At 69.8% G+C, this 22,104-nt stretch carries 23 protein-coding genes; 8 read left to right on the top strand and 15 right to left on the bottom strand.

Annotation, left to right across the window (positions count from 1 at the left end; all coding sequences use genetic code 11):
- Positions 1-48 precede the first annotated feature (48 nt).
- The 3 genes from AC07NS_RS07595 to AC07NS_RS07605 are packed head-to-tail and all read right to left on the bottom strand — an operon-like array spanning position 49 to position 3,316.
- A complete protein-coding gene (locus AC07NS_RS07595) occupies positions 49-1,599 on the bottom strand; it encodes an alpha/beta hydrolase (RefSeq protein WP_494602544.1) in 1,551 nt (516 codons plus the stop codon).
- Between the two features lie 47 nt (positions 1,600-1,646).
- On the bottom strand, positions 1,647-2,138 hold the full coding sequence (locus AC07NS_RS07600; RefSeq protein WP_494602546.1) for an RNA pyrophosphohydrolase: 492 nt from the start codon (positions 2,136-2,138) through the stop codon (positions 1,647-1,649).
- Positions 2,135-3,316 (bottom strand): divergent polysaccharide deacetylase family protein, encoded by a 1,182-nt coding sequence (locus AC07NS_RS07605; protein WP_494602547.1) that lies wholly within the window; start codon positions 3,314-3,316, stop codon positions 2,135-2,137. Before AC07NS_RS07605 ends, AC07NS_RS07600 begins: the two co-directional genes overlap by 4 nt.
- Positions 3,317-3,524: 208 nt before the next feature.
- Between AC07NS_RS07605 and AC07NS_RS07610 the strand changes: the two genes are divergently transcribed.
- Positions 3,525-3,665: a hypothetical protein gene (locus AC07NS_RS07610; protein ID WP_487289944.1), complete on the top strand. Its 141-nt coding sequence runs from the start codon at positions 3,525-3,527 to the stop codon at positions 3,663-3,665.
- Positions 3,666-3,891: 226 nt separating this feature from the next.
- On the opposite strand, the gene AC07NS_RS07615 is transcribed toward AC07NS_RS07610, so the two are convergent.
- From AC07NS_RS07615 to rsfS, 4 genes are all read right to left on the bottom strand, one after another.
- Positions 3,892-5,286 (bottom strand): S41 family peptidase, encoded by a 1,395-nt coding sequence (locus AC07NS_RS07615; RefSeq protein WP_494602549.1) that lies wholly within the window; start codon positions 5,284-5,286, stop codon positions 3,892-3,894.
- Between the two features lie 112 nt (positions 5,287-5,398).
- Positions 5,399-6,442, bottom strand: coding sequence for a murein hydrolase activator EnvC family protein (locus AC07NS_RS07620; RefSeq protein ID WP_494602551.1), 1,044 nt, complete (start codon positions 6,440-6,442; stop codon positions 5,399-5,401).
- A gap of 224 nt (positions 6,443-6,666) precedes the next feature.
- Positions 6,667-7,131 carry a 23S rRNA (pseudouridine(1915)-N(3))-methyltransferase RlmH gene (gene rlmH, locus AC07NS_RS07625; protein ID WP_494602552.1) on the bottom strand — a complete coding sequence of 155 codons (465 nt, stop codon included), beginning with the start codon at positions 7,129-7,131 and terminating at the stop codon, positions 6,667-6,669.
- Between the two features lie 67 nt (positions 7,132-7,198).
- Entirely contained in the window at positions 7,199-7,639 is a 441-nt protein-coding gene (gene rsfS, locus AC07NS_RS07630) for a ribosome silencing factor (protein WP_494602839.1), read from the bottom strand.
- Positions 7,640-7,763: 124 nt separating this feature from the next.
- Between rsfS and AC07NS_RS07635 the strand changes: the two genes are divergently transcribed.
- Positions 7,764-8,453 carry a hypothetical protein gene (locus AC07NS_RS07635; RefSeq protein ID WP_494602553.1) on the top strand — a complete coding sequence of 230 codons (690 nt, stop codon included), beginning with the start codon at positions 7,764-7,766 and terminating at the stop codon, positions 8,451-8,453.
- A gap of 12 nt (positions 8,454-8,465) precedes the next feature.
- On the opposite strand, the gene AC07NS_RS07640 is transcribed toward AC07NS_RS07635, so the two are convergent.
- Complete coding sequence (locus tag AC07NS_RS07640; protein ID WP_487289934.1) at positions 8,466-9,119, bottom strand: nicotinate-nucleotide adenylyltransferase; 654 nt, start codon at positions 9,117-9,119, stop codon at positions 8,466-8,468.
- Positions 9,085-10,359 (bottom strand): glutamate-5-semialdehyde dehydrogenase, encoded by a 1,275-nt coding sequence (locus tag AC07NS_RS07645; RefSeq protein WP_494602554.1) that lies wholly within the window; start codon positions 10,357-10,359, stop codon positions 9,085-9,087. The genes AC07NS_RS07640 and AC07NS_RS07645 overlap by 35 nt, the downstream gene beginning before the upstream one ends.
- Positions 10,360-10,521: 162 nt before the next feature.
- Here AC07NS_RS07645 and AC07NS_RS07650 point away from each other — a divergent pair, with 162 nt between their 5' ends.
- From AC07NS_RS07650 to AC07NS_RS07665, 4 genes are all read left to right on the top strand, one after another.
- On the top strand, positions 10,522-12,849 hold the full coding sequence (locus AC07NS_RS07650) for a GH92 family glycosyl hydrolase (RefSeq protein ID WP_494602555.1): 2,328 nt from the start codon (positions 10,522-10,524) through the stop codon (positions 12,847-12,849).
- A gap of 83 nt (positions 12,850-12,932) precedes the next feature.
- Positions 12,933-13,337: a hypothetical protein gene (locus AC07NS_RS07655; protein WP_494602556.1), complete on the top strand. Its 405-nt coding sequence runs from the start codon at positions 12,933-12,935 to the stop codon at positions 13,335-13,337.
- Positions 13,334-13,534, top strand: coding sequence for a helix-turn-helix transcriptional regulator (locus tag AC07NS_RS07660; protein ID WP_494602558.1), 201 nt, complete (start codon positions 13,334-13,336; stop codon positions 13,532-13,534). Before AC07NS_RS07655 ends, AC07NS_RS07660 begins: the two co-directional genes overlap by 4 nt.
- A 34-nt stretch (positions 13,535-13,568) precedes the next feature.
- Positions 13,569-14,483 carry an alpha/beta fold hydrolase gene (locus tag AC07NS_RS07665; protein WP_494602560.1) on the top strand — a complete coding sequence of 305 codons (915 nt, stop codon included), beginning with the start codon at positions 13,569-13,571 and terminating at the stop codon, positions 14,481-14,483.
- Positions 14,484-14,651: 168 nt separating this feature from the next.
- Here the strand turns inward: AC07NS_RS07665 and proB are convergent, their stop codons facing one another.
- A complete protein-coding gene (gene proB, locus AC07NS_RS07670) occupies positions 14,652-15,785 on the bottom strand; it encodes a glutamate 5-kinase (RefSeq protein WP_494602562.1) in 1,134 nt (377 codons plus the stop codon).
- Positions 15,782-16,843: a GTPase ObgE gene (gene obgE / locus AC07NS_RS07675; protein WP_494602564.1), complete on the bottom strand. Its 1,062-nt coding sequence runs from the start codon at positions 16,841-16,843 to the stop codon at positions 15,782-15,784. The genes proB and obgE overlap by 4 nt, the downstream gene beginning before the upstream one ends.
- A gap of 215 nt (positions 16,844-17,058) precedes the next feature.
- On the opposite strand from obgE, the gene AC07NS_RS07680 reads away from it, so the two are divergent.
- Complete coding sequence (locus AC07NS_RS07680) at positions 17,059-18,018, top strand: hypothetical protein (protein ID WP_494602566.1); 960 nt, start codon at positions 17,059-17,061, stop codon at positions 18,016-18,018.
- Positions 18,019-18,166: 148 nt separating this feature from the next.
- Here AC07NS_RS07680 and AC07NS_RS07685 read toward each other — a convergent pair whose 3' ends face one another.
- From AC07NS_RS07685 to rplU, 4 genes are all read right to left on the bottom strand, one after another.
- Positions 18,167-19,174, bottom strand: coding sequence for a glycoside hydrolase family 43 (locus tag AC07NS_RS07685; protein WP_494602568.1), 1,008 nt, complete (start codon positions 19,172-19,174; stop codon positions 18,167-18,169).
- Between the two features lie 265 nt (positions 19,175-19,439).
- Positions 19,440-19,973: a GNAT family N-acetyltransferase gene (locus AC07NS_RS07690; protein ID WP_494602570.1), complete on the bottom strand. Its 534-nt coding sequence runs from the start codon at positions 19,971-19,973 to the stop codon at positions 19,440-19,442.
- 224 nt (positions 19,974-20,197) lie between these two features.
- Positions 20,198-20,467, bottom strand: a complete 270-nt coding sequence (gene rpmA / locus AC07NS_RS07695) for a 50S ribosomal protein L27 (protein WP_110119187.1) — start codon at positions 20,465-20,467, stop codon at positions 20,198-20,200.
- Between the two features lie 78 nt (positions 20,468-20,545).
- The gene (gene rplU / locus AC07NS_RS07700) at positions 20,546-21,058 is read right to left on the bottom strand and encodes a 50S ribosomal protein L21 (RefSeq protein ID WP_110119189.1); all 513 of its coding nucleotides are present in this window, start codon (positions 21,056-21,058) and stop codon (positions 20,546-20,548) included.
- A 215-nt stretch (positions 21,059-21,273) separates the two neighbouring features.
- On the opposite strand from rplU, the gene AC07NS_RS07705 reads away from it, so the two are divergent.
- Complete coding sequence (locus tag AC07NS_RS07705) at positions 21,274-21,903, top strand: hypothetical protein (RefSeq protein ID WP_494602572.1); 630 nt, start codon at positions 21,274-21,276, stop codon at positions 21,901-21,903.
- The last annotated feature ends 201 nt before the right edge of the window (positions 21,904-22,104 follow it).

Raw genomic sequence — 22,104 nt, forward strand, 5'->3', positions numbered from 1 at the left:
CTTAGGTCAACCCCGCCCGTGTGACTGATACGAGCGTTTCAATGGAGCCTACACGCTCTTCTTGCCGCGTGGCGAAGTTTTGGCGGGCGTCGTTGTCGCAGCAGTCTTGGTTGCGGCGGCTTTCGGGGTCGCCTTGGGCTTGGCGTCGGCCTTGGGAGCGGCTTTCGCGGCCGGGGCGCTCTTGGCCTTCGGCGCGGCCTTGGCCGGCGCCGGCGCGGGTTCGGCCTTGGCGGCGGTAGCTGGCTTGGCTTTCGGCGCAGGCTTCGCAGTCGCCGGCTTGGCCGGTTCGGCGGGAGGCGCCGCGGCCTTGGCGGGCGCCTTGGGCTTGGCGACCTTGGCGGCGGGGGCGGCCTTGGCTTCGGTCTTCGGCTTGGGCGCCGACTTGGCGGGGGCCTTCGCCACCGGAGCCGGTTCGACCGGCGCGGGCGGCGGCGTCTTCGGCTTGGCGGTCTTGGCCGGCGCGGCCTTGGGCTTGGCCTCGGTCTTGGCGGGAGCAGGCGCGACCTCGGCCTTGGCGGCCGGTTTGGGGGCGATCGGCTTTGAGGCGGCCGGTTTCGGCGCGGGGGCCGCCTTCGGCTTGGCTGGGGGCTTGGCCGGCGCCTTGGCGGCGGGCTTCACGGCCGGTTCGGCGACCACGGCCTTGGCCTTGCTGGGCGTCTTCGCCTTGGCGGGAGCCTTGGGCTTGGCGGCCGGAGTGGCCGCGCGGGCAGGCGCTGGAGCTTCCGCCTTGGGTTCGGGCGCAGCCGCCGGCGTCGGAGCGGGCGTCGGTTCGGCCTTCGGCTCGACCTTGGCCTTGGCCGGCGGCGGGGCGGAGGCCGGACCCAGGCCCTTTTCAGACAGCCAGGCCTTGGCCGCGTCGTAAAGGGCCGCGCTGCCCGGCTCGTCGATCAGCCAGTGGGCGTGGTCGGGATATTCGCGATAGTCTGCGCCGGCGTACTTGCGGCCGACCAGGCGCACGTCCTCGACCGGCGTGGTGCGGTCGCGGGCTCCGGCCAGCACCAGCACCGGCACGGTCACCTTGGCGGCGTCGACATGGGCGGTGCGCGAGGGGTCGCGGTCGGGATAGGCCAGGTCCTGCAGCACCCGGCCGCTGTCATAGACCGCCGAGGCGTAGAGGGCGTCGTGGCGGGCGGAGGGCACGGCGTTGACGACGCCGAACTTGAAGCCGGTCTTCCACATCTTCACCGGCTTGGGCGGACCGCCCTGGCTGAGCACGGCGTTGAGGAAGGTGATCAGGGGAGACAGTTTCGGCTTGCCCCGGGCGTCGGCCGGCGAGGCGGGGGCGAACAGCACGATCCCCGAAGTCAGGCCGCTCTCGGCCAGCTTCTGGGCGATCAGCCCGCCCATCGAGTGGCCGAAGACGATCGGCTTGATCCCGTCGCGGGCCGCCGTCACCGCCGCCAGGGCGCTGAGCTCGGCGACGTAGTCGGCCAGGGTCAGGCCGCCCAGCTCCGCCGAGGGCGAGGCGGGCACGCGCAGTTTCGGACGGATGGTCGGGGTCTCGACCGCATAGCCGGCCTTGCGAAACGCCTCGGCCGCCGGCGACCAGCCGTCGCCGGTCATGCCGTAGCCGTGGATCATCAGGATGGTTCTGGTCACGCCCGCGCCTCCAAGCCCCGTGTGAGGTTGGGCGCGAGCCTTGGGTGTCAGGCGACGCGCGCGAACCCCGAGAAAGCGGCGACCATCTGTTCGTAGACGCCGCGTTTGAAGGGTACGATCAGTTCGGGCGTTTCGTCGAGAGCGCCCCAGCGCCAGGCGTCGAACTCCACGTCGCCGTGGGCGGCCAGATCGATCTCGGATTCCTCGCCGGTGAAGCGGAAGGCGAACCACACCTGCTTTTGGCCCAGGTATCCCCGGGCGCGTTTCGTGCCCAGGAAGTCGGCCGGATAATCGTAGGTCAGCCAGCCTTCGGTGCGGCCCAGCAGCTCGACGGAGGTGACGCCGGTCTCCTCGTGCAGTTCGCGGCGGGCGGCGGCTTCCAGGTCCTCGCCCTCGTCGACGCCGCCCTGCGGCAGCTGCCAGTTGTAGGGCGGCTCCTGCTTGTGACGCATGCCCAGCCAGACGCGGCCGTCGGTCGGGTGGAAGAGGGCGACGCCCACATTGGGGCGGTAGAGGGAGAGGTCTTGCTTGGCGCTCATCGCCTGGCGATAGCCGAAGCCGGGGCCAGTTGCACGCCCCGTGCGTTCAGCCCGCCGGCCCAGTTGCGCACCTGGCTGATGGTGACGGGGTAGGCGAAGCCCACGCCCAGGGCCGCGCCGCGCGCGCCGGCGCCGGCTTCCAGGGCCCGCAGCTGGCCCTCGATGGCCTCGCCGGACAGATCATCGTCGATGCCCCGCTCGGCCGAGGCGCGCGGGATCGGCCCGCCGCGACGGGCGGCCGCGCCGTCGTCGACGAAGGCCAGGCCCCGGGCCTTGAGCGAGGCCATGAAGGTGGCCATGGCCGGATCCGAGGCCAGGAACTTCGAGCCCAGATAGTTGGTCAGGCCGAAATAGCCGGTGGCGCGTGACATCAGCCATTCCAGCTTGCGCACGGTCTCGTCGGGCCGGTTGGCGGCGATCAGGGTGTAGGGTCCCGGATCGTTGGCCGGATAGTCGTTGGGCTCCATCGGCGTCTCGAGCAGCACCTCGTGGCCGTGCGAGCGGGCCAGGTCGATCCAGCCCTGCAGGCCCTCGGAATAGGGCGCGAACGACAGGGTGATCTCGGGCGGCAGGGTCTCGATGGCGGCGCGGGTGGTCTGGGCGTTGAGGCCCAGGCCCCCGATCACCAGGGCCACGCGCGGGCGGCCGTCGGGCGTGAACGGGCGGGCATAGGCTTCGGCGACCGTGCGGCCGTCGGGGCCGATCACCGGCAGGGGGCCGCCGCCGGGGCCGGGAACCGACAGGCCGGGCAGCGGGGCCTGGACCAGGGCGCCGCCGGACGGGACGGGCGGGGCGGCGAGGTCGACCGCTTCGCTCTCGGTTTCCGGCGCGGCGGCGTGGCGGGCGAAGGGGTGTTCGGACAGGTCCATCGCGCCGGGCAGCAGCGGGGCTTCCTCGGCGCCTTCCGGGGCCAGGGCCTCGCGCCAGCCCTCGGGGGCGTTGGTGGTGGCGCCGATCTTGGTCAGCTCCAGGCGCAGCACGGGCGCGCCGGCCTTGGGATCGCCGGTGATCATCACCAGCACGGCCAGGCTCAGCAGGAACAGGAAGGCCGCGGCGCTGGCGCCGATATAGGGATTGCCGGCGGCCGCCAGCAGGCGCGCGCGCAGGTCGCCGCCGCCCGCGTCAACGGCGGGCGCGGCGGCGGTGTAGGCGGGCTTGCGGGAGAACACGGCGGCCATGGACGAGCCTTACGAGGCAAGCTTCCAAGATATGGTTAACGCCGTTTGGCGAAAGCTGCGGCGAAATAGCGGGTGTCTGGGCGCCGATTTTTGCGGCGCGGGCGGTGAAGGAATGACCGCCAGGCGACGTGATGGCCCGTGACGGCTTTACGACGCTTTCCGCCGGCCGATCCTCGGGCGCAAGCTTCGGATCAGGAGGCCTCGTCCGATGAGCATGACCGAGATCGCCCGCTTCTCCACCACCGCGGCCCCCGAGGCCCGCGCCGTCTGCCTGGCCGCCGTGCTGCGGGCAGGGGCGGGACTGGCCCTGGGCCTGGCCGTGGTGCTGATCGCCGCGCTGGGGATGTGATCCCTCTCCCCTTGCGGGAGAGGGTGGCCTCCTGGAGGGAGGTCGGGTGAGGGGTTGAACGCCCTGTCCGCCGCGATGGCGGTTCGGCTGGGCGCGACCTTTCGGATCTGAGAGACCCCTCATCCGTCGGCTATCGCCGACACCTTCTCCCGCAAGGGGAGAAGGATCAAAAAAAGCCGCCCATCTTTCGACGGGCGGCTCTTCGTTCGAACGCTGGAAGGCGTCCTTACTTCTTGTCGACCGCCGGCTTGCCGGTGGCGGCCGCGGCCGCCTTGGCGGTGACCTCGGCGATCTTCGGCTGCGGCTTGGGCAGCTTGGCCACGGCCTCGACCGAGCCGGCCTTCAGCACGGCGACGGCGCGTTCCAGCTGGAAGTCGCCCTTCTTCTCGTCGAAGCCGGCGGGCGGCGCTTCGGCCGGGGTGTGGACGCCCTTGCGGGCCTTGCCTTCGTCGGCGTTCAGCGCGTTCTTGAAGCTGGCCTCGCTGAACCACACGCGGTTGGCGATGTCCTGGGCCTGGTCCTTGGTCTGGGCCACTTCCAGGTCGGGCTCGATGCCGGTCTTCTGGATCGAGCGGCCCGACGGGGTGAAGTAGCGGGCCGTGGTCAGCTTCAGCGCGCCGTCGGCGCCGCCGCGCAGCGGGATCACGGTCTGGACCGAGCCCTTGCCGAAGCTGGTGATGCCGACGAGTTCGGCGCGATGGCGGTCCTGCAGGGCGCCGGCGACGATCTCGGCGGCCGAGGCCGAGCCCTGGTTGATCAGCACCACCATCGGCATGCCGTTCAGGATGTCGCCCGGAGTGGCGTTCAGGCGCTGGATGTCGCGCGGATTGCGGCCGCGCTGGCTGACGATCTCGCCGCCTTGCAGGAAGAGGTCGGCCACGCCGCGCGCCTGGTCGAGCAGGCCGCCCGGATTGTTGCGCAGGTCGAAGACCAGACCCTTCATCTGCGGGTTCTTGGTCTTCAGGTCGGTGATGGCCGCCGACAGGGCGTCGGTGGACTTCTCGTTGAAGCCGGGCAAGCGCACATAGCCGTAGTCGCCTTCCATGCGGGCGATGGCGGCCTTGGGCTTGATGACCTCGCGCACCAGCTTGACGTCGAACGGGTCGGTCTTCTCGCGCGCGATGGTGATGGTCACCGTCTCGCCGGCCGGGCCGCGCATCTGCTTGACGGCCTCGTTGACCGTCAGGCCCAGCACCGACTGGCCGTTGACGGCCGTGATGTAGTCGCCGGCGTGGATCCCGGCGCGGTCGGCGGGGGTGCCGTCCATCGGCGAGATCACCTTGACCACGCCGTCCTCGCTGGTGACCTCGATGCCGAGGCCGCCGTATTCGCCGCGGGTGGTGTCCTGCATGTCCTCGAAGCTGTCGGGCGACAGGTAGCCCGAGTGCGGGTCGAGGCTGGTCAGCATGCCGTCGAGGGCCGCCTCGATCAGCTTCTTGTCGTCGACCTCGGTGACGTACTGGTCCTCGACCGTGGCGAGCACGTCGCCGAACAGTTCGAGCAGCTTGTAGGTCTTGGCCTTCTGCGAGGGGATGGTCGCTTGGGCGATGGGGCTGACATAGGCCATCGTCCCCGCGCCGAGGATGAAGGCCGAAACACCGATGAGCAGGTACTTGCGCATAAGGCCTAGAAGGCTCCCTTTGCGGCGCGCGCCGCGTTTAAATCGTCCGGCCCCGTCCATCCCCGACGCGGGCCGCGCGTCGATGAACATCCATCATCGCTGAAAAAGTCGTCTACCGCGACTCCTGCTTGAGCCAGCGTCCCGGGTCGGCCGGAACGCCGTTCTCGCGCACTTCAAGATAGAGCTCCGGCTCCAAAGGTCCACGGTCCGTCATGCTGCCGAGCTCCGTTCCGGCCGCGACCGATTGTCCGGGGGCGACCTTCACGTCGGCCATGCCGGCCATGACCAGGTGATAGGCGCCCTGTGTCCGGACGATGACGACCATGTCCCAGCCGTTCAGCGGACCGGCGTATTCGACGGTGCCGGCCGCGGGGCTGCCGACGGCCTGGCCCTTGGCCGTGCGGATCGACAGGCCTTCGGACTTGCCGCCCACCGGCAGGGCCTCGCCGAAACGGCGCACGACGTCGCCGGGCGCCGGCGCGCGCAGGGCCAGCGGGCCGGTGCTGGCGGTCGTCAGGCCGTCGGTCAGGGCGCCCAGGGTGCGGCGTTCCTGGTCGGCGGCGATGGCGTCCTGGGCGTAGGCGCGCTCCAGCTCGGTCTTTTCGACGATCATCCGCTCCAGCTCGCCCCGGCGGTCGGCCACGGCGCTTTCGGCGGTGAAAAGCTGCTCGGAGGCGGCGGCGGCCTCGCGGCGCAGGGCCCCGACGGCGCGGGCCTGGCGGGCGTAGGCGTCGGCCCGAGCCTGCAGCTCGGGCGTCATGGCGCGGATCAGGATCGCCGCCCGCACCGCGTCGCGGGCGTCGCCGGGATTGACCAGCAGGGCCGGCGGCGGGTTGCGGCGGAAGAGTTGCAGGGCGCTGAGCAGCCGGGCCAGCTGGCCCCGGTCGCGGCCCATCTCGCCGATCAGCGCCGACTCACGGCGGTGCAGGACCTCCAGCCGCTGGCGCTTGATATCGACGTCGGCGCCGGCCGAGACCTGCTGCTGGTTCAGCCGGGTCAGCTCGGCCCGCAGGTCCTCGATCTCGCGGCGGGTGTCGGCGGCCTGCTGGAGGTCGCGGGTGCGCTGGTCGCCGACCTGCTGCGCGACGACGGCCCCGGCTCCGGTCAGGAGCAGGGCGGCGGCGCTGACGGCGGCGATCGCGAAGCGGCGGGACATTGCGTCCCTATCTGCCTGAGGGCGCGGCGGTTTCAAAGGCCTCGCCCCACCAACCTCCCGTCATTCCCGCCCTTGTCGCGGGAACCCCTGGCTCCGCTCGCAGGTGAAGCGCCAGCGGATCGCCAGCGATCCGCCCCATCAGCCCTTGCGGCTGACAGAGGGGTTCCCGCCACAAGGGCGGGAATGACGGGAAGAAAGATGAAAGGCGGTTGATCGCCGTCGCCTCAGTCCCGGTGGTACGGCGAGCCCGACAGGATGGTGACGGCGCGGTAGACCTGTTCGGCCAGCATGGCGCGGGCCAGGGCGTGGGGCCAGGTCTGGGGGCCGAAGGCCAGCAGTTCGTTGGCCTGGCCAAGGATCGACGGGTCCAGCCCGTCGGCCCCGCCGATCAGGAACACGATCCTGCGCTGGCCGTCGTCGCGCAGACGCTCCAGGCGCCCTGCGAAGGCGCGCGAGGTGTGGACCTTGCCGTGCTCGTCGCAGGCGACGACATAGGCGCCTTCCAGGTGAGGGCGCAGCACCTCGGCCTCGGCGGCCTTGCCCGGCTTGCGGGCCTCGACCTCGAGGATCTCGACGGGGCCCAGCGCCAGGGCGCGGCCGGAGGCGGTGGCGCGGGACGCGTAGTCCAGCGCCAGCTGCGCCTCGACCATGCGGCCGAGCTTCCCGACGGTGAGGATGGTGATCTTCATTCTGGGAAAGCAGGGCGGAGAACCCCGCTCCGAGCGCTGCTCAGGAGCGGGGCCTGCCCACGAGAGATCAGTTCGACGAAGCCGACGGCATCCGGTGCGGGGCGTCGACGGCCCAGATCTTCTCGATGTTGTAGAAGCTGCGCACTTCGGGGCGGAACAGGTGAACGACGACGTCGCCGGCGTCGATCAGCACCCAGTCGCAGTGCGGCAGGCCTTCGACCCGGGCCTTGCCCAGGCCGTGGTCCTTCAGCGCGCGCAGCACGTGGTCGGCCAGGGCGCCGACGTGACGGTGCGAGCGGCCGGACGCCACGATCAGGCTGTCGGCCACGGAGCTCTTGTCCGTGAGGTCGATGTGGACGATGTCCTGGGCCTTGTCGTCGTCGAGGCGCGAGAGGATCAGCGTCTCGAGCGCCTTGATGTTCAGGTCCGTACTGAGCGTCGGATTTTCAGTCGAGGATTCGGCTCCAGCCGGTCCCTCGTGCGCCGTCGGCGCGGGGTCGCTACGCAGCGGAATGCTCCTTATTGGCTTCGCGCAAAGCCTCTCTTAGCACGGAAAGACTCGAAACGTGAGGGGGATCGTGGTCGCAGGGCGGCGGCGGGCTATATTGCGGCGGTTCGAGGAGGGGTGAATCGTGCGTGGAGGCGGGTTTTCGAGCTGGGCGGCGGGGCTGCTGCTGCTCGCGTCGTCGCCGGTCGCGGCCTTGGCGGGCGAGAACGGACTGACGCTGAAAGAGGTCCGCGATCCGCCGTCGGCGAAGCTCGTCGCCCGCGTGCTGGCCCAGGCCGTGGGCGCGGATCCCTCCGTAAGCATCGAGGACGGGACGCCCGAAGCCTACGCCCTGCGGAAGATCAACGTGCGGATGGCGCCGCGCCCGATCGCCGACCGCGTTTGCCGCCAGCAGACCCTGACCATCCTCTTCGAGCCCGTGGCCGCCGATGTGGCCGTCCGTCGCGCCGATCCGCCCAGCGTCGCCGACCGGCTGTCGGTGGCCGACGACTATCTGCTCGTCGCCCCGGGCGGTCGCGACTGCGCGGGGGCCGGCTGGCCGCCGTTCAAGGCGTCGTCCGACGCGGTGGCGAGCCTCGGCGTGAAGCGGCTGGCGGACCTGCTGGCCGCGCCCGGCCGTTGGCGGTTCAGCTGCGCGCATCCCGGCTGCGACATCGCCCAGGTACGGTTGGAGGACCTGAGAAGCGTCCATGGCTCGGAAGGCGGTTCGCTGACGCTGAACGGCGAGATGGCTGGACGGACGGGATGGACGCTTTCGATCGCGTCCGACGGCGACGTCGCCACCCTGTGGACAGGGCCGATCGCGCCGCACTAGGCGCGATCCAGCCTAGCCCTTGGGCGGCCGCGCCCTAAGCGCCGTCGACGAGGCGAAGTTCAGTGGGCCGGTGAGGTAGACCCAGGCTGGCGTGTCGGCATCGGCGAGGGTGGACGCGGCGCTGGCCGGGCGGCGGGCGAAGGCGAAGCGGCGGGCGGCCGGCGAGGTGCGGGCCTTCAGCGCCGCCCACGGCCGCGAGACCACGGCCACCGGGACCGAGCGCATGATCTGGGTCCAGCCGCGCCAGCGGTGAAAGGTGGCCAGGCTGTCGGCGCCCATCACCCAGACGAACTTCACGCCGGGATAGCGGGCCTTCAGCACCCGCAGGGTGTCGATGGTGTACTGCGAGCCCAGGCGCGTCTCGGCGTCGGAGACGATCATGCCCGAGCCGCGCGCCCACTTGCGGGCCTGGGCCATGCGCTCGGGCAGGGGCCGGGTCTCGTGCGAGGACTTCAGCGGGTTCTGCGGCGAGACGAGCCAGATCACCCGGTCCAGGCCCAGGCGATGCATGGCGGTCTCGGCCACGTGGGCGTGGCCCTCGTGCGCCGGGTTGAAGCTGCCGCCGAACAGCCCGACGCGCATCCCGGCCTCCAGGTGGAAGCCGAGGCGCTGGGCGCTGGGACGACCGGCCTCAGGGACGAGTCTGGCCGGTCCCGCGAACCACATACTTGAACGTCGTCAGTTGCTCGGCCCCAACCGGGCCGCGGGCGTGAAGCTTGTCGGTGGCGATGCCGATCTCGGCCCCGAAGCCGAACTCGCCGCCGTCGGCGAACTGGGTCGAGGCGTTGACCAGCACGATGGCGCTGTCGACCTTGGCGACGAAGGCCTCGGCGGCGTTCGCGTCCTCGGTGACGATGGCGTCGGTGTGGCCCGAGCCGTAGGTGGCGATGTGCTCGGCCGCGCCCTCGACGCCGTCGACCACGGCCACGGCGATGATCGGGGCGAGGTACTCGGTGGTCCAGTCCTCGACGCTGGCGGCCTTGAGGTCGGGCTCGATGGCGCGCGAGGCGGCGTCGCCGCGGATCTCGCAGCCGGCCTTGATCAGCACGTCGGCGATCGGCGGCAGCAGCTTGGCGGCCGCGACGCGGTCGATCAGCAGGGTCTCGGCCGAGCCGCACACCGACACGCGGCGCATCTTGGCGTTCAGCACGATGTCGGCGGCCTTCTTGAGGTCGGCGGCGGCGTGCACGAAGACGTGGTTGAGGCCTTCCAGGTGGCCCAGCACCGGGGCGCGGGCCTCGGCCTGGACGCGGGCGACCAGGCTCTTGCCGCCGCGCGGGATGATCAGGTCGATCGACCGGTCCAGGCCCGACAGGATGGCGCCGACGGCGGCGCGGTCGGTGGTCCGCACCATCTGCACGACCTGGGTCGGCAGGCCGGCGGCCTCCAGCCCCTTCAGCACCGCGCCGTGGATGGCGAGGTTGGACTCGATGCACTCCGAGCCGCCGCGCAGGATCACGGCGTTGCCCGAGCGCAGGGTCAGGGCCGCGGCGTCGGCCGTCACGTTGGGGCGGCTCTCGTAGATCATGGCGATGACGCCAATCGGCGTGCGCACGCGGGCGATGTCCAGGCCGTTCGGCCGGGTCCAGCGCGAGGTCTCCACGCCGAGGGGATCGGGGATGGCGGCCACGGCCTCGACCCCGGCGGCCACGCCTTCGAGGCGGGCCTCGTTCAGCATCAGCCGCTCGATCATCGGCGCGGTCAGGCCGTTCTTGCCGGCCTTCTCCAGGTCGCGGGCGTTGGCGGCCAGGATGGCGGGGGCGTCGGCGCGGATGGCGGCGGCGATGGCGGTCAGGGCGGCGGTGCGCTGGGCTGGCGTGGCGAGGCGCAGCGCGCGCGCGCCCTCGCGAGCCGCCTGGCCCATCGCCCTCATCGTCGCCTGCAGGCCACCGGCCGCGTCGTCCATGGCTCGTCCGTCCCCGGATATGCTCAGAGTGAGCCTTACCTAGGCGCTTTGGGCCTCGGGGGGAATGGGGAAAGGCTGGATTCGGCGCCAGCGCAGCTGGAAGCGGCGTGACGGGCGCGGGACCTTCCGTCTAGGCTCGCGCCTTCCGAGGAGGAAACCCCAATGCGTCCTGGACTGGTGCTCGCCGCGCTCGCGGCCCTTTGCGCGGCCCCCGCGTTCGCCCAGGCGCCGGTCAAAACACCCTACGAGGCCGTCGATCCGTTCATCGGCACGGACGGGGAGGGGCACACCTTTCCCGGCGCGGTGGCGCCGTTCGGCATGGTGCAGCTGTCGCCCGACACCGACGTCCTGCCGTTCAAGCAGAGCTACGCCCGCGCCGCCGGCTACCGCCGCTCGGACCCGACCATCATCGGCTTCTCGCACACCCACTTCTCGGGCAGCGGCCATTCGGACCTGGGCGACATCCTGCTGGCCCCGGTCAGCGGCGAGGCCAGGCTGGAGCCTGGCGATCCGAAGGTCCCCGGCTCGGGCTACCGCTCGCGCTTCACCCACGACGGCGAGGTCGCCCAGCCCGGCTACTACGCCGTCACCCTGACCGACAGCCATGTGCGGGCCGAACTGACGGCGGGTGTTCGCACCGGCCTGCATCGCTACACGTTCGAGCCGGGGGCGCGGGCCCAGGTGCTGCTCGACCTGCGAAGCTCGATCTACAACTATCCGGGCAAGGTCTCGTGGTCGCGGATCCGGGTGCGCGAGGATGGGACGGTCACCGGCATGCGCGAGACGCGCGGCTGGGCGCCCGGCCGGCAGCTCTATTTCGCCATCCGCTTCAGCCGGCCGATGGTCGGCCGCAGCCTGACCAGCACGGAGACCGACGTCCCCTACAAGGGCTTCAAGCAGCCCGGCCGCACCGGCGCCGACCGCGCCCAGCTGGAGGGCCGCGCCCTGGTCGGGGTGTTCGACTTCGGCAAGATCGACGGGCCGCTGGTGGTGAAGGTGGCGATCTCGACCGTCGACGAGGCCGGGGCCCTGGCCAATCTCGACAGCGACGAGAAGGGCTTCGATTTCGACGGTCTTCGCGCCCGCACCCGGGCTGACTGGGAAAAGGCGCTGGGCGCGCTCGATATCGCCGCGCCGGCCCCGATGCGGACCAATGTCTACACCGCCCTCTATCACGCCCTGATCGCGCCGAGCGTCTCCGGCGACGTCGACGGCCGCTGGCGCGGTCCCGACAACGCGGTGCACCAGGCGGAAGGTTTCGCCTACCACTCGACCTTTTCGCTGTGGGACACCTTCCGCGCCGAGCACCCGCTGCTGACCCTGGTGCAGCCGGAACGGCGCAACGCCGACTTCGTCAATTCGCTGGTCGCCTCGCAGAAGGTCAGCCCCTACGGGATCCTGCCGGTCTGGGCGTTCCACGGCCAGGAGACCTGGACGATGATCGGCTATCACGCCGTGCCGGTGGTCGCCGACGCCTGGATGAAAGGGATCCGCGGGCTCGACGCCGACGCGGCGCTGGAGGCCATGGTCGCGAGCGCGACCTACGGCCCCTATGGCGGCCTTTCCGACTACATGGCCCTGGGCTACGTGCCGATCGACCGCGAGCCGGAGGCGGCGTCGAAGACCGTCGAATACGCCTTCGACGACTGGACCATCGCCCGCATGGCCAAGGCGATGGGCAAGGCCGATATCGCCGCGGCCTTCGAGAAGCGATCGCTGAACTGGAGGAACAGCTTCGATCCCAAGACCGGCTTCCTGCGCGCCCGAAAGAGCGACGGGACCTTCCGCGAGCCCTTCGACCCGACGGCGATCAACTACGGCTCCGACTACACCGAGGGCAACGCCTGGCAGTATTCGTGGTTCGCCCCGCACGACCTGGGCGGGCTGGTCTCCAGGATGGGCGGCGACGCGGCCGTGGTGAAGAAGCTCGACGCCATGTTCGAGTACGACAACTCCAAGCTCGACTACTCGCACGCCGAGGACATCGCCGGCCTGATCGGCCAGTACATCCACGGCAACGAGCCGAGCCACCACGTAGCCTACATGTACGCCTACGCCGGCGCGCCCTGGCGCACCCAGGCTCGCCTCAAGCAGATCGTCGAGAGCCAGTACAAGCCCACGCCCGAGGGGCTTTCGGGCAACGATGACCTCGGCCAGATGTCGGCCTGGCTGGTGTTCACGGCGCTGGGCTTCTACCCCGTCGCGCCGGGTTCGAACGAGTACGTCATCGGCCGGCCGTTCGTGGAGCGGGCGGTGCTGACCCTCGACGGCGGCAAGCGCTTCACGGTGCGGACGCAGGGGCTGTCGGACGGTCACCCCTACGTCGGCAAGGTCACGCTGAACGGCAAGCCGCTGGACCGCGTCTTCCTGCGCGACGCCGAGATCCGGACCGGCGGCGAACTGGTCTTCACCATGAGCGCGACGCCGAACAAGGCCTGGGGCGTGAAGCCCGCCGCGCGGCCCTACTCGCTGACGCCCTATCCGAAGTGATGTCGTGTTTTCCTGACATGATGTCAGGTTGACATGACATTTTGCTCGTGTCAGGTTTGCCTTACATCAACGGGAGGCGAGCCATGCTGGCCATCGGCAAGTTCCAGACCTCGGCGCACAAGCGCTACGCGATCCGCACCTGGGCCTTCATGGTTCCGTACGTGCTGGTCAATGTCGGCGCGATCTTCGGCGCCTTCGACGACATCAAGACCCCGGTCGCGGCCTGGGCCCTGGCCCTGGTGGTCTCGGCCCCGGTGGTCGGGCAGATCTGGGCGACCCTGGCCATGATGGCCGAGTCCGACGAGTTCGTGCGCGCCCTGGTGGCCAGGCAGTTCATCGTCTCGGCCGGCGTGGCCATGGCGCTGTTCTCGGTCTGGGGCTTCGGCGAGAGCTACGCCCACGCCCCGCACGTGCCGGGCTGGCTGATCTATCCGCTGTTCTGGGCGGTGTTCGGCGTCGTCTCGCCGTTCATCCGGAGCACGCGATGAAGAACCGCCTGAAGCTGCTGCGCGTCGAGCGCGGCTGGACCCAGGAGCAGCTGGGCCAGGCGCTGGGCGTCTCGCGCCAGGCGGTCAACGCCCTGGAGACCGAGAAACACGACCCCTCCCTCGATCTCGCCTACCGCATCGCCGCCGTGTTCGAGCGAGCGATCGAAGAGATCTTCGAGAACCCGCACGTCCGCTGAGGACGTTGCTTCCCCACCCCATAGGAGAGACCTGATGTCGTTCGCCATCCCTGGCGGCCGCGCGATCGCGCGCGCCTGCGCCATCTTCCTGGCGGCCCTTCTGGGCCTGGGCGTCGCCGTGGCGACCGCCCGGGCCGAACCGGCGGCCTTCACGTCCGATCGCTTGACGGTCGAGGTGGTGGGGCAGGGGCCCGACGTGATGCTGATCCCGGGCCTGGCCTCGTCGCGCGAGGCGTTCCGGCCCCTGGCCGAGCGACTGAAGGCCACGCACCGCGTGCATCTGGTGCAGCTGTCGGGCTTCGCCGGCCAGCCGTGGACGGGCGGCGACGGGCCGTTCGTCGATCCGGTGGTCGAGGCCCTGGCGGCCTATGTCCGCGCGGCCAAGCTGGAAAGGCCGGCGGTGATCGGCCACTCGATGGGCGGGTTGTCGGGCCTGCTGCTGGCCCAGCGTCATCCGGAACTGGTCGGCCGGCTGATGACCGTCGACAGCCTGCCGTTCTACAGCGCCATGTTCGGGCCGAGCGCCACGGCCGCCAGCGCCAGGCCGTTCGCCGACCGCATGGCGGCGGGGATCCTGTCGGCCAGCCCCGAGGCCTTCGCCGCCCAGCAGGCCGCCACGGCCAAGGGCCTGTCGCGCACCCCGGCCGCTCAGGAGGCCATCGTCGCCTGGTCGCTGGCCTCGGACCGCCGCGCCGTGGCCAAGGCGCTGTCTGAGGTGATGACCCTGGACGCCCGGCCGGGCCTCGTGGCGATGAAGACGCCGGTGACCGCCGTCTACGCCGTCGATCCCGAAAGCGCCCTGCCGCCCGGCGTGGTGGGGGCGCTGTGGATGCGCGAGTACGGCGACCTGCCCGGCGTGAAGCTGGTGCGTGTCGAGAACAGCCGCCACTTCATCATGGCGGATCAGCCGGAGGTTTTCGCGCGGGCGGTGGAGGGGTTTCTCAAATAGTCCCTCTCCCCTTGAGGGAGAGGGTGGCCCCACGAAGTGGGGTCGGGTGAGGGGTCTCTCAAAAGCAAGACGCCGCGACGGCCGATCAGCCGTCGCGGCGTTTTTCGTGGTTGCGACCCCTCATCCGTCGGCCTTCGGCCGCCACCTTCTCCCGCAAGGGGAGAAGGATCAGCTATTCACCGCCAGGTCGTCCGCGTGGATCATCGGGCCTTCGGTGAAGCCCAGTTCCGCCTCGATGGCGTCGCTGCGCAGGCCGGCGATCTTGTGGGCGTCGGCGCTGTCGTAGCGGACAAGCCCCCGGGCGACCTCGCGGCCGGTCTCGTCGCGGACGCGGACGGCGTCGCCCTTGTCGAACGGGCCCTCCACGGCGCGGACCCCGGCGGCCAGCAGGCTTTTGCCTTTCTGGAGCGCTGCGGCGGCGCCGGCGTCGATCGTCACCCAGCCCTGGGGGGCCAGCGAGCCGGCGATCCAGGCCTTGTAGGCGGCGGCGGGCGAGGCCCCGGCCTCGATCAGGGTGGCGGGGGCGCCCTCCTCGATGGCGGCCAGCGGACGCGGGCGCGAGCCCAGGGTGATCAGGGTGGCGCAGCCGGCGGCCCGGGCGATGCGGGCGGCGGCGATCTTGGTGGCCATGCCGCCGGTGCCGACCCCGGCCGAGGCGTTGGCGCCCTCGGCCATGCCGGCGATCTGAGAGGTGATCTCGCTCACCCGGGCGATGTGGGTGGCGGTCGGGTCGCGGCGCGGATCGGCGGTGTAGAGCCCGTCGATGTCGGACAGCAGCACCAAGAGGTCGGCGCCGGCCAGCTGGGCGACGCGCGCGGCCAGGCGATCGTTGTCGCCGTAGCGGATCTCTTCGGTGGCCACCGTGTCGTTCTCGTTGACCACGGGCACCACGCCCAGCGACAGCAGGGTCTCGACCGTGGCGCGGGCGTTCAGCCAGCGGCGACGGATCTCGGTGTCGTCGCGGGTCATCAGGATCTGGGCGACGCCGACGTCATGCGGCTCGAACGCCTCCTCCCAGGCCCGCATCAGCAGGCTCTGGCCGGCGGCGGCGGCGGCCTGCTTTTCCGGCAGGGTGGTCTTGCGGCCCGAGAGGCCCAGGCGGCGGCGACCCAGGGCCCCCGCGCCGGACGAGACCACGACCACCTGCTTGCCGGCCGCGCGCAGGGCCGCGGCGTCGGCGCAGAACGCTTCGAGCCAGCCCTTGTTGGCCGCGCCGGTGGCGGCGTCGACCAGCAGGGCCGAGCCGACCTTGAACACGATCCGCCGGGCCTGGCCCAGCGGTCCCCCGACCCCCAGGTTCACGGCCGCCAGCCCCCCGGCGTCTCCTCGACCGGACCTTCGTCCTCGTCCTCGGGGATGACCTCGCCGCGGCGCTCGCGCACCTGGCGGTAGGCGGCCCGCAGCAGCTCAGTCACGCCCTGGCCCGAGACGCCCGAAACCAGCATCGGCCTGACGCCGGCGACCTCTTCAAGCTCGGCGAGCTTCTCGGCGAGGGTCTCCTCGTCGAGGGCGTCGATCTTGTTCAGCGCCAGGATCTCGGACTTGTCGGCCAGCTCGTCGCCATAGGCTTCGAGTTCGCCGCGGATCGTGGTCCAGGCGCCGACGATGTCGTCCTGGGTGGCGTCGACCAGGTGGATCAGGGTCGCCGAGCGCTCGACGTGGCCCAGGAACCGGGTGCCCAGGCCCGCGCCCTCGCTGGCGCCTTCGATCAGGCCGGGAATGTCGGCCAGGACGAAGCGCTCGCTGGTCGAGAGATCGACCATGCCGAGGTTGGGCGTCAGGGTGGTGAAGGGATAGTCGGCGATCTTCGGCTTGGCGGCGCTGGCGGCCGCCAGGAAGGTCGACTTTCCGGCGTTGGGCAGGCCCACCAGGCCGACGTCGGCGATCAGCTTCAGCCGCAGCCAGAGCCAGCGCTCCTCGCCCTCCTGGCCGGGGTTGGCCCAGGTGGGAGCCTGGTTGACCGGGCCCTTGAAGTGCAGGTTGCCCCAGCCGCCGTTGCCGCCCTTGGCCAACTGCACGCGCATGCCGGCCGTGTCGAGATCGACGATCAGGGTCTCCTTGTCCTCTTCCAGCACCTCGGTGCCGACGGGGACCTTCAGCACGATGTCGTCGCCGGCCGCGCCATGGCGCTGGCGGCCCATGCCGTGCACGCCGGTGCCGGCCTTGAAGTGCTGCTGGTAGCGGTAGTCGATCAGGGTGTTCAGGCCTTCGACGGCCTCGATCCAGATGTCGCCGCCGCGACCGCCGTCCCCGCCGTCGGGGCCGCCGTATTCGATGTACTTCTCGCGTCGGAAAGACACCGACCCGCCGCCGCCGTTTCCGGAGCGGATGAAGATCTTGCATTGATCCAGGAATTTCATGGGCGTCTTTTGTCTCAACACGGGTTTCGCGTCGAGTAAAATGGACTTGGCGCAACCTCGGGAAAGTGCGTTCGGACGCTTCCCGTGTCGGGATTGCGACAAACAAACGCTGCCTTGAACGCTGTTCGGTATCGTGACGAAATGTTAAACGTACGGGTGCGACAAACGGTCCCGGGGCGAAAATTCTCTATTTCTCGTGGAGGGGGAGGCTGACGTTGTCGACGGATGTGAACGTCAGAGGCGAACTGGATCAGGATCTCAAGGATCTGACTCTGCAGACGCTTTGCCGCAAATACGCCGGCGAGGCCTCGATCCATCGCAACATCCTGATGAGCCGCGGCACCGGCGTGACCGGCACCTGGCGCGACTTCCGCGCCTTCCTCGGCGACATCGGAACCCGGCCGTCCGAAAACCATGTCCTGGTTCTGATCAACCGGCTCGAGCGCACCTATGGTCCCGGTCGCGCCCGCTGGATGACGCCGGAAGAGCAGGCCGCGCACGAGGCCGATTTCGATCGCCTGCAGGCCGAGAAGAAGCGCGAGGCCCAGAAGATCGAGCACGAGGCCGCCGCCATCCGCCGCGCCAAGGCTCCCAACGCCCCCAATTTCGGCCAGTTCACCCCGATGGGCGGCCAGCAGGTCAGCTTCACCGACGTCGCCAAGAAGCTGAACATCCCGGTCGCGGCCCTGTCCAAGACCATGGCCGGCGGCCGCAGCGCCGACGAACTGGTCAAGCGCGCCGCCAGCGCCGCCGAGGTGATCAACCAGGAAGCCACCTGGCTGCCGCCGGATCCGACCCGCAAGGCCAACTTCTTCGAGGCCTTCCGCATCTGGCACATGCAGGTGCAGCCGCAGTTCAGCCGCGCCGCCACCCCGACCTTCCTGTTCCTCTACATCGCCCTGCCGGTGATGAAGGAATGCCGCGACGAGCTGGTCGATCTCGACCTGTGGAACCCGCTCGGCCAGCGCGCCATGAACGCCCGCGACAGCCACATCTCGTGGAAGAAGTACTGCGAGTTCATGCCCCGGGCGCAGGTGGCGATGATGGAAATCCCGATCTACGCCACCTATTCGCTGCTCAGCGACCTCGACGCCCTGTGCGAGCGGATCGTCACGGCGGAGAAGCGCTTCCGCGAGGGCCCGCAGAAGGTGATCCACACCCACCGGGCGGCTTGAGGCCGACCATGAGGAACCTCCCCCTGTGGGGGAGGTGATCGCGAAGCGATCGGTGGGGGGAGTGTTTGCGAGATCGGCCAACTTCCGCGGCGGCTGAAAACTTCCCCCCACCGGCCTTCGGCCGCCTCCCCCAGAGGGGGAGGTTCTTTCATTTCGGCGCCTTCAGCCCCTTGCTCACCACGGCCTCGCGATCCACCGCCAGCCAGCCGTCCACCACCTTCAGCTCGCCCAGCTGGATCACCGTGCGCTGGTTCCAGACCGGATCGGTCTTGGCCTCGTCTTCCTTGCCCTGGCCGACGAAGTAGTAGAGCAGCGCCCGGCCGTCGTTGACGACGACGTCGGGATGGTGGCCGAGGTCGCGGTCGGTGGCCTGGCTGCCCGGCTTGTCGAGGATGAAGCCCGGTTGGCGCTCCCAGGTCACGGCGTCCTTGCTGCGCAGCACGGCCAGGCCCTTCCAGGCGTCGGCGATCATCCACCACGACCCTTCCAAGAAGAACACCTTGGGCCCCTCGCCGGCGAAGTCGGCGACGAAGGCCGGCTGGCGGGTCCAGGTCTTCAGGTCCGGGCTGTCGGCGACGAAGATCCGGCTGTCCTTGCGCTCGTCCTTGAACCACATCCGGTAGCCGCCCTGCGGGGCCTTGATGACGCCGGCGTCGATCACCCGGTCCGAGCCGAGGTCGAGGGTGTCGGCGCAGCTCCAGGCCTTCAGGTCGGTCGAGGTCAGGTGGACGATCTTCGCCGTGGCCTCCGGCAGGTTCCAGCGGTGGAAGATCCCTGGCACCACGGTCAGGAACATGTGGTGGACGCCGTTTTCGGTGAAGATCTCCGGCGCCCACAGGGTTTCGCCGGTGCAGGCGGCCGGGATGTCGGCCGTGCCGGCGTAGGTCCAGGACAGGCCGTCCTTCGAGGTCGCCACGCCGATGGCGGTGGCGTGCAGCCAGGCGACGTCCTTGGGGTCTTCCAGTTTCAGGGTGGCGCGGCGGTTGGTGTAGAACATCCGCCACAGCTTGTCCGATTTGTCCCAGGCGATGGCGACGTCGGCCGCGCCATCGAAAACCGGGTCGCGATAGAGCGGCTTCTTGGCTTCGGCCAGAGCAGCGGCGGGCGCCGTGAGGGCCAGAGCGAGCGCCAGACCGGCCAGAACGCGACGATGCATGATGCCTCCCATATTATGGGTATGCATTCTACATGATGTGTCGCGGGGTCTCTACCTCCCGCCGCCCCTTCTTGAGCCCTCTTCCATAGGGAGAGGGAGGGGCCCGCCGCGAAGCGGTGGGAGGGTGAGGGGTTTCACCGTTGGCCTCGGGCCCTCGGATATGCTGACCTGAACGGTCGCGCTCTATTCGGAGAGTGTGTAACCTCTCACCCTCCCACGCTTGCAGCGTGGGCCCCTCCCTCTCTCAAAGAGAGAGGGATTAAGGCTAAGCCAGCCACACCATCATCCGGGTCGGCACGCTCGCCCCACGCGAGATCGAGGCCTTGTCCTCGACGACGCCCGTATAGAGGAAGCCGGCCTTGATCAGGACCTCGCCCGAGGCGGGGTTGTCGGCGAAGTGGCCGGCGACGACCAGCTTGCGCCGCCAGTCGTGCGCGGCCCAGGACAGGCCGCCCTGCAAGGCTTCGGTGGCCAGGCCTCGGCCCCAGAACGGCCGGCCGATCCAGTAGCCGACCTCGAGCCGGCCGTCCTCGTTGGGGAAAAAGCCCAGCACGCCGACGACGCCGGCGTCTTCCAGCTCGATGGCGAAGGTGGCCGCGCGGCTCCAGTCCTGCGACTGCACGCGGGCCACGAACTCCTCCGCGTCGCCCAGGGCGTAGGGCCAGGGCATGCGGGTGGTCATCTTGGGGATGGCGTAGTCAGCGCCGAGGCTGGCGATGCGGGGGGCGTCGGACATGTCCGGAGCCCGCAGCGTCAGGCGCCGCGTCTCGATGACGGGGCTTCTTTCGATCACGCACATGGCGCGTCTCCCTTTCCCGGTCCTTCTTCACGCCGAGGCCGTCGCTCCGACAGGCCTCAGATAGTGCGGGACCGTGACGCTCCAATTGCCGTGATGGGGCTATTTCGTGGAGCGTGGACAAAACAAAAGCGGGCAGTCCGGCGTCCGGACTGCCCGCTTCGTATTCGTCGCGTCCGGATCGTCTTCTTTTGGAAGCACGATCCGAAGGGGGACTTCTGATCGTACTATTCGGCGGCCTGGGCCACCGGGGCCACGGTCACGTAGGTACGGTTGTTCTTCTTGGTCACGAAGCCCACGGCGCCCTGCACGAGAGCGAAGAGGGTGTGGTCCTTGCCGATGCCGACGTTGGCGCCCGGGTAGAACTTGGTGCCGCGTTGACGCACGAGGATGTTGCCAGCGAGAACCTTCTCGCCGCCGAACTTCTTTACGCCAAGGCGCTTCGATTCCGAGTCGCGACCGTTGCTCGACGAGCCGCCAGATTTCTTGTGAGCCATGATGCTCTCCTAATCTTCGACCCGGTTTCCGACGAGCGGACCTGGGTCAGATCAATTCCAAAAAGACCCTGGCGGATCTTACGCTTCAGCTTCCGGAGCTTCCGAAGCCGCGGCCTTCTTCGGCGCGGCCTTCTTCTTCGGAGCGGGGGCGGCTTCGGCCTTCACCGGAGCTTCCGGGATGGTGGCCGGCACGGCGGCGTCGCCGAGGCCGCGGGCGCGGGCGTCGAGGATGACCTTCGGGGTCAGGTCGATCGCGCCGTCCCACTTGGTTTCCTTGCCGGCGCCCGAAACCGACGTCACGCGCAGGACCGACTCGGTCTGGCGGTGACCGCGGGTGCGGCGGTAGCCCTGACGGCGGATCTTCTTGAAGATCTTCACCTTCTCGCCCTTACGGGTTTCGATCAGGGTGGCGTTGACGACGGCGCCGTCAACGGTGGGGGCGCCGACCGTCACGGCCTCGCCTTCGCCCAGCAGCAGAACTTCGCCGAACGCGACTTCCGCGCCAGGTTGACCGTCGAGCTTCTCGACGACCAGCAGGTCGCCGGCTTGGACCCGGTACTGCTTGCCGCCGGTTTTGATGACCGCGTACATAGGTTAGCGCCTTAAATAACGTGCTGTTCGCAAAATAACGGAACGCCCGCGAGGAGACCCGGCGGGCGAGAGGGGCGCACTTATAGCGCCGAAAGGCTGTGAGTCAACGGCCAAGGACGCCTCTCAAGCGCTTGACGAGATTCAATATGCGGCTCGTGGCCGCCGCCCCAAAGAGTCCCCTAGTTCGTTATTTTGTAACAGGCTATAGCGCGGGCGTGACGTCCGCCTTCTTCGCCTCGATCGCGGCCACCGGCTTCATGGTGGCCTTCCTGCATGCGGCCCTGCCAACCCATTGGCTGCCGTTCGTGCTGGTCGGCCGCGCGCAGAAATGGTCGGCGGCGCGGACCTTGAGCGTCACCCTGCTGGCTGGCCTGGGCCACGTGGCCCTGACCATCCTGCTGGGCCTCTTCCTGGTGATCGCCGGCCTGGCGTTGGAGCCGAAGCTCGGCGGCCTGTTCCACTGGGTGGTCGGCGGGCTGATGGTGGCCGTCGGTCTCTTCTATATAGCGCGCGGCCGCCACAGCCACGGCCTGCCGGAGGCCGGCCGCCGCGCCTATACGTCCGACCGGGCGGCGATCATGGCCCTGGTGGTGCTGCTGACCCTGTCGCCTTGCGAGGCCTTCCTTCCCTATTACCTGGCCGGGATGAAGCACGGCTGGGCCGCGTTCCTGCTGCTGAGCGTGGTGCTGCTGGCGGCGACGGCGGCGGGCATGCTGCTGTTCACGGGCCTTTCCCTGGCCGGCGTGCGCCGCCTGAACCTCGACTGGCTGGAGCGCTACGAGGAGACGATCCTCGGCGCGGCCCTGGTGCTGGTCGGCCTGGCGGTGGCGTTCCTGAAGACATAGGGGCTTTAATCTCCCGTCATTCCCGCCCTTGTGGCGGGAACCCCTCTGTCAGCCGCAAGGGCGGATGGGGCGGACCGCTGGCGGTCCGCTTGTGCTTCACGTGCGAGCGGAACCAGGGTTTCCCGCCACAAGGGCGGGAATGACGGGAAGAAGAGGGAGGCGTGTTTCTTCGCCGCTTTCGCTTCGCCTCTCGCCGCCCTA

This window comes from Caulobacter sp. GW821-FHT10A10 (assembly GCF_059415745.1).

What these genes read in the sequence shown, in the direction of transcription:
- AC07NS_RS07600 (WP_494602546.1), bottom strand. Translation starts at nt 2,138, where the DNA reads ATGAGCGCCAAGCAAGACCTCTCCCTCTACCGCCCCAATGTGGGCGTC.
- AC07NS_RS07605 (WP_494602547.1), bottom strand. Translation starts at nt 3,316, where the DNA reads ATGGCCGCCGTGTTCTCCCGCAAGCCCGCCTACACCGCCGCCGCGCCC.
- AC07NS_RS07610 (WP_487289944.1), top strand. Translation starts at nt 3,525, where the DNA reads ATGAGCATGACCGAGATCGCCCGCTTCTCCACCACCGCGGCCCCCGAG.
- AC07NS_RS07615 (WP_494602549.1), bottom strand. Translation starts at nt 5,286, where the DNA reads ATGCGCAAGTACCTGCTCATCGGTGTTTCGGCCTTCATCCTCGGCGCG.
- AC07NS_RS07620 (WP_494602551.1), bottom strand. Translation starts at nt 6,442, where the DNA reads ATGTCCCGCCGCTTCGCGATCGCCGCCGTCAGCGCCGCCGCCCTGCTC.
- rlmH (WP_494602552.1), bottom strand. Translation starts at nt 7,131, where the DNA reads ATGAAGATCACCATCCTCACCGTCGGGAAGCTCGGCCGCATGGTCGAG.
- AC07NS_RS07640 (WP_487289934.1), bottom strand. Translation starts at nt 9,119, where the DNA reads ATGTGGTTCGCGGGACCGGCCAGACTCGTCCCTGAGGCCGGTCGTCCC.
- AC07NS_RS07645 (WP_494602554.1), bottom strand. Translation starts at nt 10,359, where the DNA reads ATGGACGACGCGGCCGGTGGCCTGCAGGCGACGATGAGGGCGATGGGC.
- AC07NS_RS07650 (WP_494602555.1), top strand. Translation starts at nt 10,522, where the DNA reads ATGCGTCCTGGACTGGTGCTCGCCGCGCTCGCGGCCCTTTGCGCGGCC.
- AC07NS_RS07655 (WP_494602556.1), top strand. Translation starts at nt 12,933, where the DNA reads ATGCTGGCCATCGGCAAGTTCCAGACCTCGGCGCACAAGCGCTACGCG.
- AC07NS_RS07660 (WP_494602558.1), top strand. Translation starts at nt 13,334, where the DNA reads ATGAAGAACCGCCTGAAGCTGCTGCGCGTCGAGCGCGGCTGGACCCAG.
- AC07NS_RS07665 (WP_494602560.1), top strand. Translation starts at nt 13,569, where the DNA reads ATGTCGTTCGCCATCCCTGGCGGCCGCGCGATCGCGCGCGCCTGCGCC.
- obgE (WP_494602564.1), bottom strand. Translation starts at nt 16,843, where the DNA reads ATGAAATTCCTGGATCAATGCAAGATCTTCATCCGCTCCGGAAACGGC.
- AC07NS_RS07685 (WP_494602568.1), bottom strand. Translation starts at nt 19,174, where the DNA reads ATGCATCGTCGCGTTCTGGCCGGTCTGGCGCTCGCTCTGGCCCTCACG.
- AC07NS_RS07690 (WP_494602570.1), bottom strand. Translation starts at nt 19,973, where the DNA reads ATGTGCGTGATCGAAAGAAGCCCCGTCATCGAGACGCGGCGCCTGACG.
- rpmA (WP_110119187.1), bottom strand. Translation starts at nt 20,467, where the DNA reads ATGGCTCACAAGAAATCTGGCGGCTCGTCGAGCAACGGTCGCGACTCG.
- rplU (WP_110119189.1), bottom strand. Translation starts at nt 21,058, where the DNA reads ATGTACGCGGTCATCAAAACCGGCGGCAAGCAGTACCGGGTCCAAGCC.